We start from the raw sequence: 13,320 nt of genomic DNA, 5'->3' as shown, positions 1-13,320 counted from the left end.
GTGGCCGGTCAGCAAGGCGGTGACCTGACGGACGGTCGGCCGGGGCGGCTCGGTCGGGGCCGGTGCGGTGCTGCTGCAGGATCGTGGGGCGGCCGCGCGGCGGCCGCCCCATCCCGTGATCACAACCGCAGGCGGGAGGTCTCCGGATCGCCGATGTCGTTGGCGGTGGCGCGGCTGCGCCACCACTCGGCGACCTCCGCGCCGGTGGCGAACCACACGTCGCCCGGCTCGCGCATGTACGCCAGCAGCTCTTCGAGCAGGCCGATCCGGCCGGGCTTGCCGATGCACGACGGCTCGATGGTGAGCACGGCACACAGTCCGTAGTGGCGGTAGGCGTCGAACTCCAGCCGCCAGTCGTCCAGGACCTGCGCGTAGCCGGCGATCCGGCTGTTGCCCTTCGGGAACGGCGGGCCGTAGTTGAACATGAACCTGCTGAAATCGTCCAGCTCCCACGACGCCGGGATCTCGACGACGTTCGTCTGCCGCGACGGTGTGTGCAGGTAGTACGGCCGGTCGTCGCCCCGCGCCATCGACGTCCAGGTGTAGCCGAGCTCCTCGAGGACAGCGGCCGTGTCGTTGGTGACCTCCCGCGACAGCGGCCGAAACCCGGCGGGACGCCGCCCGGTCGCCTGCCCGATCGCGTCGCCCGCGCGGGCCAGGAGCTCCCGCTGGCCGGCCGCGTCGTGGCCCGTCAGGTCTTCGGCGCCGAACCCGCGGCAGCCGACCTCGTGCCCGCGCCGCGCGATCTCCGCCAGCACGTCCGGATAACGCCGGGCGACCGCTCCCAGCGTGAGCCAGCTCGCCGTGACCCCGGCCGCGTCCAGGGCGTCGAGCACCCGTGGCACGCCGCGGCGCGGGCCGTACTCGCCCATGGACAGCGTCTTGGGCCGCTCGCGGCAGGACTCGTCGAGTTGCAGCCAGAAGTGCTCGGCGTCGAGGTTGGCGGTGACGACCACCGCGCACCGCGCACCGCCGGGCCACTGCAGTCGGGTCATCGGTTGTCCCTCCACCACTCCGCGATCTGGGCGCCGGTGGCGAACCACACGTCGTCGTGGCCCTTGATGTGCTCGATGAGCCGCTCCAGCAGCCGGACCCGGCTGGGACGGCCCATCACCTGCGGATGCGCCATGAGCACGTAACACAGCCCGTAGCGGTGGTATCCGTCGAACTCGCGGCGCCAGTTGTCGAGCGTCGCCTCCGTCCCCGCGAGGCGGTCCTGGCCGCTCGGGACGGGCGGGGCGTCGTTGTAGGAGAACTGCGGATAGTCGTCGAGCTCCCACTGCGCGGGGATCTCGATCAGGTCGGTCGGCTCGCCGTCGATGATCCACCGGTACGGCCGGTCGTCGCCGCGCATCGAGCTGGAGTAGGAGAATCCCAGTTCCCGCAGCAGCCGCGGGCTGTCGGCCCGGAAGTCTCCTGAGGGCGTGCGGAACCCGGTCGCGGTCCGGCCGGCGACCTTGTCGAAGGCGTCCTGGCTGCGCAGGATGAGCTCGCGCTGCTCCTCGACCGACTTGGAGTAGTAGAGCTCGTGCATGTAGCCGTGATGGCCCAGCTCGTGGTCGCGTTCGGCGATCTCGCGGATGGTGTCGGGCCACCACTCGGCGACCCAGCCGGGGACGAAGAACGTGGCCGGGATGCGATGGTCGTCCAGCAGGTCCAGGATGCGGCGGGTGCCGCGCGCGGGACCGTACGCGCCGATCGCGAACCGCTTGGGGGAGTCGTACAGCTCGTGCGGGTCGTCGGCCCACAGCGTGGGGCCGTCGACGTCGAAGCTGAGCATGACGGCGCAGCGGGCGCCGCCGGGCCAGGCGGGGACGGTGTTCCAGTCTTCGATCACGTCAGTACAGCTCCCAGGGCAGGGTCTCGTACGCGGACTCGCACGGCGTGCCGACGGCCACGCGGTATTCGCCCGTGGTGAGGTCGACGACGCTGGAGGTGAGGGTCTGCCAGCGCAGCACAGGGTCCATGCGCTCGTCGGGGTGCGCGCAGACGCCGTGGGGGTGGCCGAAGTGGTCGGAGAGCGCACCGCTGATGATCTTGTGGGTCTCGTCGGAGCCCGAGGCCGTGCGGCACCCCTTCAGCGCCTGCTCGATGCGGGGCACCCGGTAGAGCGAGTCGACCGCCATCGGCCGGTAACCGGCCTTCACCTGCTCGGGCATGAACGCCTGGTAGTGGTTGCCGTGCACGAGCACGCCGTCGGTGGGGTACATCCAGCCGTGCCGGTCGGGAGTGGCCTCGACGTCGATGGCGAACCCGTCACGGTGGACGAACAGGTAGTTGTTGGCGATCTGGGGGCGTACCGAGAAGAGCACGTTGAGCGCGGTGTACATGTCGGCCGACTCCAGCACGCGCCGCCTGATGAACGGCTGCGGCACCCCGACCTGGTTGGCGAAGCGCCCGCCGAGTCCGTTGGCCTGCAGCGCCAGCCCCGCCGAGTTGGCCCCGTGCCGGCCGACCTGGCCCGCCTCGATCTGCATGATGATCGTCGGCTTGGCCGGGGCGGAGATCCGCAGCATGATCACCGAGTCGGCGGCCCGCTCCCGCCAGTCCCAGTTCTGTCCGGCGTAGACGTGGCCGTCGCCGCTGGCCTCGGGGAGGAGGGCGAAGGACGAGCATCCGTCGCTGTCCTCGCGCAGGTCGGCGAAGGTGGAGTCGTAGACGATCTCACCCCGGGCGTTGAGCGCCATGATCTCCAGGAGCTCGCGGCCGGCGCCCTCGGCGATGCCCTCGACCTCCTCCAGCAGGTCCGGCGCGAAATCGCTCACCAGGGGGAGCCACATGCGGGCGCGCTCGCACACCTCCTGCCAGTTCAGTCCGCACGACGCGGCGAACGCCTCCTGGTAGTAGCCGATCGACGCCGCGATCTGGGTACGGGCCTGCTCGCCGTACTGCCGGCCGCGTTCTCGTGGAGTGCCGGAGACGTCGACAAGGGTGATCATTGTGTGGTTACTCCCCGTTGATGGTTTCTGTGAAGTGACAGGCGACGGTGCGGCCCGGCGCCACCTCGCGCAGGGCGGGACGTTCGGTGGCGCAGACCTCGGGCCGGGCGAACGGGCAGCGCGTGTGGAAACGGCAGCCCTTCGGCGGGTCGGCCGGCGAGGGCAGGTCACCGCGCAGGATGATGCGCTCACGGACCGTCTCCACGTCGGGATCGGCCACCGGCACGGCCGACAGCAGGGCCTTGGTGTACGGGTGGAGCGGCTCGCGGCACAGCTCCTCCGAGGGCCCCTGCTCGACCACGCCGCCGAGGTACATCACGGCGATGCGGTCGCTCATGTGCCGCACGACGGCCAGGTCGTGGGCGATCACGACGTAGGTCAGGCCGAGCTCTCGCTGGAGCTCGACGAGAAGGTTGACGACCTGGGCCTGCACCGAGACGTCGAGGGCGGAGACGGGTTCGTCGGCGATCACCAGGTCCGGCGAGAGCGCCAGGGCCCTGGCGATGCCCACCCGCTGGCGCTGCCCGCCGGAGAACTCGTGCGGGAACCTGCCGGCCGCCGAGCCCGGCAGGCCCACGGCGTCGAGCAGCTCGCGCACCCGCCGTTCCCGCCCGGCGCGGCCGTCGGCCAGGCCATGGGCCCGGATCGGCTCGGTCAGGGCCGCGCCGACGCTCTGCCGGGGGTCGAGGCTGGCCATCGGGTCCTGGAAGACCATCTGCATGCGCGGGCGCAGCCGCCGCAGCCCGCGCCCGTCGAGCGCGGTCACGTCGGTCCCGTCGAACTCGACGCGTCCGGCCGTCGGCTCGACCAGCCTCAGCAGCGCGCGGCCGAGCGTGCTCTTGCCGCATCCGGACTCGCCGACGACGCCGAGCGTCTCGCCGCGCCGCACCTCGACGTCCACGCCGTCCACGGCCTTGACGTGCCCGACCGTGCGGTCGATGAGCAGTCCTCGCCTGATCGGGAAGTGGACCTGGACCCCGGTGGCGCGCAGGAGCGCGGTGTCGTTCATGGACGTCCTCCCGACGTGGTGGCGGGCACCGGCCGCGGGTTGACACAACGGAAGCGGTGACCCCCGTGCTCCGGTCCTGGAGGTGTGCCGCCGTGGGCGGCCGTGTGGTCCCCGCCGGTGGGTTCGACGGGAGGCGGGCCGGACAGGCAGGTGTCGATCTTGTCCGGGCAGCGGGGGGCGAACGCGCAGCCGGAGACCCAGGGCAGGACGTTGGACGCCGTGCCGGGGATGGGCCGCAGGGGCTGGGAGCGGTCGGAGTCGAGCCGGGGAATCGAGGCGAGCAGCCCGGCCGTGTAGTGGTGGCGGGGCTCGTGGAAGACCTCGCGGCAGCGCCCCGACTCCACGACGCGCCCGGCGTACATGACGTGGACGACGTCGCAGAGCCCGGCGACGACGCCGAGGTCGTGACTGATCATCACCAGGGCGGTGCCGGTGTCCTGCACCCGTTCTTTCAGCAACTCCAGGATCTGGGCCTGCACGGTGACGTCGAGGGCCGTGGTCGGCTCGTCGGCGATGAGCAGGCGCGGGCGGCAGGCCAGGGCGATCGCGATCAGCACCCGCTGCCGCATGCCGCCGGACAGTTGGTGCGGGTATGCCTTGGCCCGGCCGGCGGCGTCGGGGATGCCGACCTCTGCGAGCAGCCCCGCGGCCTCGACCCTGGCGGCCCGCGCGCGCAGGCCGCGGTGCCGCTCCAGCACCTCGGCGATCTGCACGCCGACGGGCACCAGCGGGTTGAGCGCCGTCATCGGATCCTGGAACACCATGGCGAGCTGGTTTCCGCGTACGGAGCGGCGCTGCGACTCCGGCATCCGCAGCAGGTCACGGCCGTCGAAGAGCACCCGGCCCTCGACGCGGGCGCCGCGCGGCGGCAGCAGGCCCATGACGGCCAGCGACGTCACCGACTTGCCGCAGCCGGACTCGCCCACCAGCGCCACCGACTCGCCCGCGCCGACCGTGAACGACACGCCGTCCACGGCGACGGCGTCGGGCCGGCCCTTTCCGGAGAACGTCACCCGCAGGTCCTCGACGCTCAGCAACGCTTCAGCGTTCATGGGGTGGTCACCTGCGGCCTTTCGGGTCGAGGGCCTCGCGCAACGACTCGCCGAGCAGCGTGAACCCGAGCGCGACCAGGATGATCGCGACGCACGGCAGGAACGCCAGCCGCGGCGCGACCGTCAGCGTGTCCTGGGCGTCGGCGAGCATGCGGCCCCACTCCGGCGTGCTCGGATCGTCGCCGCCGAGGCCGAGGAAGGCGAGTGCGGCGGCGTCGATGATGGCCGTCGCCAGGGTCAGCGTCGCCTGCACGAGCACGGGCGACAGCGAGTTGGGCAGGACATGGCGCAGGACCACCGCCGACCTGCGCAGGCCGAGCGAGGTGGCCGCGAGCACGTAGTCGCGCTCGCGCTCGGCCAGCATCGCCCCGCGCAGCAGCCGGGTGAAGGCGGGCACCGTGACCACCGCGATGGCGATCATGATGGAGAACGTCGTCTTGCCGAGCACGGCCGCGATCCCGATCGCGAACAGCAGGCCGGGCAGTGCGAGCATGATGTCGACCAGCCGCATCACGACCGCGTCGACCCAGCCGCCGAACGCGCCGGCCAGCCCGCCGAGCACCACGCCGATCAGCGCGCCCGCCAGCGTCGAGACCAGCCCGATGAGCAGCGAGGACCTGGCGCCGTAGATGAGGCGGGACAGCTCGTCCCTGCCGTTCTGGTCGAGGCCGAGCGGGTGCCCGGCACTGAAGCCGGGGATGTGGTCGGGCCTGATCTGCGCCAGGTCGGGGGAGGCCACCGGGCTGTACGGGGCCAGCAGCGGAGCCGCCAGGGCGACCGCCACGAACACCACGACGATCACCAGGCCGGCCATCGCCCCAGGGCTGTGCCGCAGCCGCCGCCACACGCCCGTGCGCGGCGCGGCGGCGACCGGCGGGACGAGCGTGGCGGTCATGACACCCTCACTCTCGGGTCGATGACGCCGTAGGAGATGTCCACGAGCGCGTTGATCATCGTGTAGACCACGGCCGTGAGCAGTGTGAAGCCCTGGATGACGGCATAGTCGCGATTGTTGATCGCGTCGTAGAGGAACCGGCCGATGCCCGGGTAGGCGAAGACCGTCTCGGTGAGCACCGCTCCCGACAGCAGGAGCCCGGCCATGAGGCCGATCGACGTCGTCACGGGCAGCAGCGCGTTCCTGAGCACATGCCGCAGCCGCAGCGTACGCGGGGACAGCCCCTTGGCGACCGCTGTGCGGACGTAGTCCTCACCGAGGACCTCGGCCACGGAGGCGCGGGTGATGCGGGTGATCACCGCCAGCGGGATGGAGCCCAGCGCGATGCCGGGGAGCACGAGGTGCTGCACGGCGTCCCAGGTGGCCAGCGGATCGCCGCCGATCAGGCCGTCGAGCAGGTAGAAGCCGGTGGGATGCGGCGTGCCGTCGAGCCAGGGGCTCAGCCGTCCGCTCGGCGGGAACAGCGGCACGGCCACGGCGAAGAGGTATTTCAGCAGGAAGGCCAGGAAGAACACCGGCACGGTGATGCCGGCCAGCGAGGACACGGTCGAGGCGGTGTCCAGCCAGCCTCCGGCGCGGGTGGCCGCGAAGTAGCCGAGCGGCACGCCCACGCCGATGGCGAACACCAGCGCCGCGCCCGCCAGTTCGACCGTGGCCGGGAAGCGGGCCAGGAACTCCGTCAGCACGCTGCGGTGGGTCTCCAGCGAGTTGCCGAAGTCCAGCCGCACGGCCCTGGCCAGCCAGGACAGGTATTGGGCGGGCAGCGGCTGGTCGAGCCCGTAGATCCGGTCGAACTCGGCGCGCGCCTCGGGCGTGGCCCGGTCTCCGAGCAGGGCGTCCGCCGGGGAGCCGGGCAGCGCTCGCACCCACGCGAACAGCAGCACCGACAGCCCCAGCAGGACGGGAACGAGCAGGAGGACCCTGCGGACGATGAGGCGCGCCATCAGCTCGCGAGCTCCACCGTGGAGAAGTCGTAGTGGTCGAGCGGGCTGGGCGTGAAGCCGCGCACGCGGCTGGAGAAGACCGCGTAGGACGGCACGTTGCCGTAGGGCACACCAGGGACGAACTCCATCATCTTGCGATTGATGTCCTGATAGCGGGCCGCCCGGGCGGCCGGGTCGACGGTCTCGTCCGCCTTGGCCAGGAGCTTCTTCAGCTCGCCCTTGAAGTCGCCCATCGTGATCTGCTGGGTGTAGAGGTTCAGGAAGTAGGACGAGTCCGGATAGGTGCCGATGAGGCCGAACATGAACATCGGCGCCTTGCCGGCCAGCAGCCCGCTGACGTACTCGCTCCACTGCTTGGCCTTGGGCTGCACGGTGAAGCCGGCGGCCTGAAGGTCGGCCTGGATGGACTGGAAGATGTCCTGCGGGTTGGGCATGTAGGGGCGGCTGATGCCGGTCGGGTACCAGAACTCGATCGTCGGGTTGGCGACCCCCGACTCCTTGATCAGCTGCTTGGCCTTGGCGGGGTCGTAGGCGTAGCTGGTCGCGTCGTCGGCGTAGCCGTCGAGGCTCGACGGGATGAACTGGGTCGCGTCCTCGGTGCCCGGGGGCAGCTTGGCCTGGCGCAGCGCGGGCCGGTTGATCGCGTGGGCCACCGCCTGGCGGATCTTCGGATCGTCGAACGGCTTGATGCTGGAGTTGAAGCTCACGTGCCCGATGTCGAACGGCTTGCTCTCGTACAGCTTGACCTTGGAGTCGCCGCGCAGCTGGCCGAGCATCGACGCCGGCACCGACGAGAAGCCGTCGATGCCGCCCGCCTGCAGCTCCTGCAGCTTGGCCGTCGGGTCCTTGAGCACCCTCAGGACGACCTTCTCGATCTTCGGCTTGCCGCCCCAGTAGGAGGGGTTGGCCTTGAGCGTGAGTCGGTCGCCGTGCTCCCAGGAGACGAAGGTGTAGGGGCCGGTGCCGACCGGGTGCTGGGTGCCGAACGGGCTGTTGAAGTCGGGCTGCTCCGCGTTGCCGCCGATCGCGTCGGCGTCGTACTTCTCCAGCGCCGCCGGGCTGGCGATCGAGAACGGCGTCATCGACAGCGCCGACATGAACGACGCCGAGGGCCGGGTCAGCTCGATGACGGCCGTGTGGTCGTCGGGGGCCGAGCACGACTTGTAGAGGCTGGTGGACAGCTTGTCGCTCTCGTTCTTCTTGAAGCCGCCGAAGACGTTCTGCCACCACGTCGAGACCGACGGGCTCTGCTGCAGGCCCGAGAAGTTGTGCCACCGGTCGAAGTTGGCGCACACGGCCTTGCCGTCGAAGGCCGTGCCGTCCTGGAACTTCACGTCGCGCCGCAGGTCGAAGGTCCAGCTCCGGCCGTCGCCCGACGGCTTCCAGCTCAGCGCGAGGCGCGGGCCGATCTCAGTGCTGCCCGGTTTGGGGGAGACCAGCGTGTCGTACATCTGCTCGAGAGTGATCCACGACAGACCGTCTGCCGCATAGGCGGGGTCGAGCGAGCCGGGATCGCCGTTGACGGCGAACACCAGGGAGTCGCCTGTCGGGCTCCCGGCCGGCCGACCGGCTGTGGCCGTGCAGGCGGTGGCCGCGACCAGCCCCGTCAGCGCGACACCGGCGGCCAGGATACCGCGGAGAAGTTCCATTCGTGCATTCCTCTCGGGGGACGGTCGTGCTGTAATGAGCACTACCAAGTTCGTCGTCGCAACGACTACGGACACCGTAGGAACTGCTACCGCACTAGTCAAGAGGTGTCCCCCGAGTGAACGAATCGCCGCTTGAGCTCACCCTTCAGCACCGAGTGAAGGAGGCGTGGGCGAAGCTCGCGCCCGCGGAGCGGAAGGTCGCCGCCTACCTTCGAGATCATCTTGAGGACGTGCCGTTCGCCTCGGCGAGCGATCTCGGCGAGGCCACCGGCACGAGTGACGCCACCGTCGTGCGCACTGCCAAGGCGCTGGGCTACAGCGGCCTGGCCGCGCTCAAACACGAGGCCGGGCGGCGGGTCGCGGCCATGGTCCGGCCGTCCGACCGGCTCCGCGCCCGCATCGAGCGCCTCGCCGGCGACCCCGGGGAGCTGCTCGACCGGGTCTTCGAGGACGCCGTCGAGGTGCTGCGCGAGACCCGCACGGCGCTGCGCGCCGACGGGCTCACCCGGGCCGCGGAGACCCTGGCCGCGGCCCGCGAGGTCATCGCCTACGGCGTGGGCCCCTCGGGGATCGCCGCCGACTACCTGGCGCTCCGGCTGACCCGTCTCGGGTTGAAGGCGCGATCGAGCAGCGACACCGGATTCCGGTTCGCCGACCTGGTGGTGCCGATAGGAGCCGGCGACGTGATCGTGCTCTTCGCGCCCGCCCGGCTCTTCTCCGAGCTGGAGGTGCTGCTCGACCGTGCGGAGGCGGTCGGGGCCAAGGTGGTCCTCGTCACCGACTCGCTCGGCCCGGTGCTGGGCCCGCGGGCGGTGGCCACGCTGCTCGCCACGCTCTCGGCCACCGGGGCGACCCGCGAGATGCTGGCGTCGATCGCGGTCATCGACGCCCTGGCCCTGGCCGTCGCCTCCCGGCTGGGGGACCGCGCGGTCGCGGCGTCCGCCCTGCTCGACGAGGTACGCATGTCGTTCATCGAAGACGGCACATCCGGAAAACCCGACTGATCACCCCGTTCGCCCTCTCGCGCCGTCGCCCTTGGCCGGGCGACCCGCGCACCGACGCTTGCGCCCGTTCCATACGGCCGCGCCCACGTGGTGCGCTGGTCCAAGCAGGCCGCCCTGCTGGAACAGGCCGGTCATGGGGCGGGCCCTGTGGGGACCGCAGGCTGGAGCGGCGTTTCGAGCTCGGGCGGAGACGATCAGCGGTGGAGGCGACCAGCTCGGTCTCCCGGCCCGCGCCCCCGAGCGATCCCGGCACTCCCCGAGGCCCTCCTTTCCGGTCCGGCCGGCACCTGGAAATCCCGCGCGCATCCTGGTGAACGCCTCACTTCGCCCCGACGAGCTCGGCGTGGACCGGTGTACGCATGACGCGCTCGTGCCCGACGACCCGGACGGGGCCGGTGAGGCGGAACATGCCACGTGCCCGGATGTCGGCGCTGGAGGCGCCGATCATGACGTTGATGTCGCCGGGCTCGACGATGCGGCGATGTTCGAGACCGGTGAAGCCGGTGCGATCGGCGTGCACCTTGAAGGTCAGGCGCGCACTCTCGCCCGGGGCAAGTTCGACGCGGGCGAAGCCGGCGAGTTGAGTGATCGGGCGGGGGAGTTGGGCGACGGGGTCGTCGAGGTAGAGCTGCACGACCTCGGCGCCGGGGCGGTCACCGGTGTTCCGCACAAGGCAGGAGATCTCCACCTCACCGTCCGTGGGGATCTCTTCGGCGCTGAGCGAGAGGCCCGAGTAGGTGAACGTGGTGTAGGACAGGCCGTGGCCGAAGGGGAAGGCGGGGGTCGGGTCGAGGTTGCTGACGCCGCGGCTGTTGCCGCCGAGCGGCGGGTGAAGGTACGTGCCGGGCTGCCCGCCTGGCGCAGCCGGGATCTGGACCGGCAGTTTGCCCGATGGGGTGATGCGTCCGCTGAGCACTCCAGCCAGGGCCGGGCCGCCTTCCTCACCGGGGAAGAACGCTTGAACCGCGGCTGCGACCCGGCCTGTGTAGCCGCCCAGGGCGTACGGACGGCCGGAGACGACCACGAGGACGACCGGCGTGCCGGTGGCCAGCAGGGCCTCGACGAGTTCGCCCTGGACACCGGGCAGTGACAGGTCGGGTACGTCGCAACCCTCGCCCGAGGTGCCCTGCCCGAACAGGCCGGCCCGGTCCCCGACGACCGCGACACAGACGTCCGCGTCTCGTGCGGCGGCGACGGCGGCGGCGAAACCGGAGCGGTCCTGCTCGCGGACGGGGCAGCCGGGCTCGTGGCGCAGCGTGACATCCGGCAGCTCGGCGGCCAGGGCCTGCAGGAACGAGGGGGCATGCACGCCGGGACCGTCGCGGAGCAGCTTCGGGTGGTGCGGCAGGACGTGGTTGGGGAAGGCGTAGCAGCCGAAGAAGGCGTGCGGGTCGTCGGCGCAGGGGCCGATGACGGCGATGGAAGCCGGCCGGCCGAGGGGCAGGGCGGCGTCGGTGTTCTCCAGCAGGACGATGCCGCGCTCGGCGAGCAGGCGGGCGACCTCCCGGTTGCCGGGCGGGTCCAGGTCGATCGGCCCGTCGGCGGCGGGCGGGGCCCAGCCGGCGTCGAGCAGCCCGAGGTCGGCCTTCTGCCGCAGCACGCGGCGGACGGCCCGATTCACGGTCTCCTCAGGCACCTCACCACTGCGCACCAGGTCGGCCAGGGATTCGCCGTAGCAGAAGGTGTCGGGCAACTCGACGTCCACCCCGGCACGCAGCGCGACGGCCCCGGCCTGGCCCTCGGTCGCGGCCACCCGGTGCATGGTGCGCAGGAAGGCGACCGACCAGTAGTCGGAGACCACGGTCCCGTCGAAGCCCCACTGCTCGCGGAGCAGGCCGGTCAGCAGGGAGGCGTCGGCCGCAGCGGGGACGCCGTCGACGTCGGCGTAGGAGTTCATCACCGAGCGGGCGCCGCCGTCGCGGATGGCCATCTCGAAGGGCGGAAGGATGACGTCGGCGAACTCGCGTGGCCCCATGGGCACGGGCGCGTGGTTGCGGGCGGCGCGAGAGGCGGAGTAGCCGGCGAAGTGCTTGAGCGTGGCGATGACGCCCGCGCCCTCCAGCCCGCGCACGTAGGCGGTGCCCAGCATCGCGACCAGGTAGGGGTCCTCGCCGAGGGTCTCCTCCACCCGCCCCCAGCGGTAGTCGCGCACCACGTCCAGCACCGGGGACAGACCCTGGTGAACGCCGACGCGGCGCAGGTCGTGCCCGATGGCGGCGGCCATCTGTTCGACCAGGGCGACGTCGAAGGTGGCGGCCCAGGCGATGGAGGCGGGGTAGACGGTGGCGCGGTAGGTGGTGAAGCCGGTCAGGCACTCCTCGTGCGCGATGGCCGGAATGCCCAGCCGGGTGTCATCGCGCAGGGAGCGCTGCAGGTCGTGCAGGTGGCGCAGGCCGTCGGCGGGCTCCACCGGCCGGGTGCCGAACGGGCGGGTGAGGTGGCCGAGCCCGTTCTTGCTCGCCTGGGCGTAGTCGGTGGCGTGGCGCGCGAAGACGTCCTGCATGGGGGCGACGTTCCCGCTGATCCGCTCCACCCCCACCCACGCGCTGCCGAGCTGCGCGAGCTTCTCCTCCAGCGTCATCTCGGCCAGGAGGGCCTCGATGCGCTCCTGCCTGGGGCGGGACGGATTGTTCCACGTACGAGTCATGCGATGGTTCCTTGGGTTGGGGGAGATCAGAGCCCGGGCGGCGGAGCGGTGGACTCGCGGACGACGAGCTGGGTCGCCAGCTCCACCCGATGGCTGGTCAGCTGCTCGCCGTCGGCGAGTTGCAGCAGGGTGTGCAGGGCCGCGCGGCCAATGGCGGCGAAGGGCTGGCGCACGGTGGTCAGCGGCGGCGCCGAGGTGCCGGCCGCGTCGGTGTCGTCGAAGCCGACCACGCTGACATCCTGTGGGACCCGCAGGCCCCTGACCCTGGCCGCCTCGATGACGCCGAACGCCTGACCGTCGTTGCCGGCGACCACGGCGGTGGGCGGCTCCGGCAGGGCGAACAGCTCCTGCGCCTGCTGGTAACCCGTCTTGAAGGTGAAGGAACCGGTGCGGATGAGCACAGGGTCGGGCGTGATGCCGGCACGGCCGAGCGCGGCCTGGTAGCCGTGCAGCCGCGCCGCGCTGCAGGTCGCCTCCGGCGGCCCGGCGATCACGGCGATGCGCCGATGACCGAGTTTCACCAGATGCTCGGTGGCCGCCATGCCTCCCGGGAAGTTGGTGGCGCCGATGCTCGGCACCTCCTCGTCCGGCGTGTTCATCGGATCGATCAGGACAACCGGTATGCCCGCGCCCGCGAAGTGGGCGTGCTGCTGCTGAGTGAACTCCGATGTCACCAGGATCACCCCGGCCCGCCCGGCCTGAGTGACGCGGCGCGACCAGGCGGCGCCGAGCGGGTCGCGCGGCGTGATCGTCATGACGACGTCCACGCCCGCCTCCGCCGCGGCCTGCACCACGCCGTCGGTGATCATCAGGTCGTTGGGGTTCACCAGCGCGTCGAAGGTCAGCTCGACCGCCCGCACCGGGCCACGGGCATCGCGCCCCTGACCCCGGGCGATGTAGCCGTGCGCGACGAGCAGTTGCTCGACGCGGGCGCGGGTCGCGGCGGCGACGTCAGAGCGTCCGTTGACGACCTTGGAGACCGTGGCGACAGACACTCCGGCAAGGTCGGCGATGGCGGTGAGCGTCGCCCGGCTGGGGCGTCCGGGCACCTGAGGCATGGCAATCCTTTCGATCTGGTGGCAGCAAGCTAGCGTAACTTTTCGACCCGGTCCAGCCGCAAG

11 protein-coding genes are annotated in these 13,320 nt (G+C 71.5%); 1 reads left to right on the top strand and 10 read right to left on the bottom strand.

Annotation, left to right across the window (positions count from 1 at the left end; genetic code table 11):
• Positions 1 to 119: 119 nt before the first annotated feature.
• Genes ACIBQ1_RS56585 through ACIBQ1_RS56550 form a run of 8 tightly spaced genes read right to left on the bottom strand, consistent with a single transcriptional unit; the run spans position 120 to position 8,548 of the window.
• Entirely contained in the window at positions 120 to 995 is an 876-nt protein-coding gene (locus ACIBQ1_RS56585) for a polysaccharide deacetylase (RefSeq protein WP_397291376.1), read from the bottom strand.
• The gene (locus tag ACIBQ1_RS56580; protein ID WP_397291374.1) at positions 992 to 1,837 is read right to left on the bottom strand and encodes a polysaccharide deacetylase; all 846 of its coding nucleotides are present in this window, start codon (positions 1,835 to 1,837) and stop codon (positions 992 to 994) included. The genes ACIBQ1_RS56585 and ACIBQ1_RS56580 overlap by 4 nt, the downstream gene beginning before the upstream one ends.
• Before the next feature lies 1 nt (position 1,838).
• Positions 1,839 to 2,939 carry a C45 family autoproteolytic acyltransferase/hydolase gene (locus tag ACIBQ1_RS56575; protein ID WP_397291372.1) on the bottom strand — a complete coding sequence of 367 codons (1,101 nt, stop codon included), beginning with the start codon at positions 2,937 to 2,939 and terminating at the stop codon, positions 1,839 to 1,841.
• A gap of 7 nt (positions 2,940 to 2,946) precedes the next feature.
• Positions 2,947 to 3,948 carry an ABC transporter ATP-binding protein gene (locus ACIBQ1_RS56570; RefSeq protein WP_397291370.1) on the bottom strand — a complete coding sequence of 334 codons (1,002 nt, stop codon included), beginning with the start codon at positions 3,946 to 3,948 and terminating at the stop codon, positions 2,947 to 2,949.
• Positions 3,945 to 5,000: an ABC transporter ATP-binding protein gene (locus ACIBQ1_RS56565; RefSeq protein WP_397291368.1), complete on the bottom strand. Its 1,056-nt coding sequence runs from the start codon at positions 4,998 to 5,000 to the stop codon at positions 3,945 to 3,947. The genes ACIBQ1_RS56570 and ACIBQ1_RS56565 overlap by 4 nt, the downstream gene beginning before the upstream one ends.
• A 7-nt stretch (positions 5,001 to 5,007) precedes the next feature.
• On the bottom strand, positions 5,008 to 5,895 hold the full coding sequence (locus ACIBQ1_RS56560) for an ABC transporter permease (RefSeq protein WP_397291366.1): 888 nt from the start codon (positions 5,893 to 5,895) through the stop codon (positions 5,008 to 5,010).
• On the bottom strand, positions 5,892 to 6,899 hold the full coding sequence (locus ACIBQ1_RS56555) for an ABC transporter permease (RefSeq protein WP_397291364.1): 1,008 nt from the start codon (positions 6,897 to 6,899) through the stop codon (positions 5,892 to 5,894). The genes ACIBQ1_RS56560 and ACIBQ1_RS56555 overlap by 4 nt, the downstream gene beginning before the upstream one ends.
• Entirely contained in the window at positions 6,899 to 8,548 is a 1,650-nt protein-coding gene (locus ACIBQ1_RS56550; RefSeq protein WP_397291362.1) for an ABC transporter substrate-binding protein, read from the bottom strand. Before ACIBQ1_RS56550 ends, ACIBQ1_RS56555 begins: the two co-directional genes overlap by 1 nt.
• Positions 8,549 to 8,664: 116 nt before the next feature.
• Here ACIBQ1_RS56550 and ACIBQ1_RS56545 point away from each other — a divergent pair, with 116 nt between their 5' ends.
• The gene (locus tag ACIBQ1_RS56545) at positions 8,665 to 9,552 is read left to right on the top strand and encodes a MurR/RpiR family transcriptional regulator (RefSeq protein ID WP_397291360.1); all 888 of its coding nucleotides are present in this window, start codon (positions 8,665 to 8,667) and stop codon (positions 9,550 to 9,552) included.
• Positions 9,553 to 9,871: 319 nt separating this feature from the next.
• Here the strand turns inward: ACIBQ1_RS56545 and ACIBQ1_RS56540 are convergent, their stop codons facing one another.
• Positions 9,872 to 12,199, bottom strand: coding sequence for a glycoside hydrolase family 3 N-terminal domain-containing protein (locus ACIBQ1_RS56540; RefSeq protein ID WP_397291359.1), 2,328 nt, complete (start codon positions 12,197 to 12,199; stop codon positions 9,872 to 9,874).
• 26 nt (positions 12,200 to 12,225) lie between these two features.
• Positions 12,226 to 13,257, bottom strand: coding sequence for a LacI family DNA-binding transcriptional regulator (locus ACIBQ1_RS56535; RefSeq protein WP_397291357.1), 1,032 nt, complete (start codon positions 13,255 to 13,257; stop codon positions 12,226 to 12,228).
• Positions 13,258 to 13,320 lie beyond the last annotated feature (63 nt).

The sequence above is a fragment of the Nonomuraea sp. NPDC050153 genome (genome assembly GCF_044460125.1).
In the GTDB taxonomy this organism is placed as follows: Bacteria; Actinomycetota; Actinomycetes; order Streptosporangiales; family Streptosporangiaceae; genus Nonomuraea.
The sequence above is the reverse complement of the archived record's forward strand: the minus strand, read 5'-3'. Positions and strand labels throughout refer to the sequence as shown.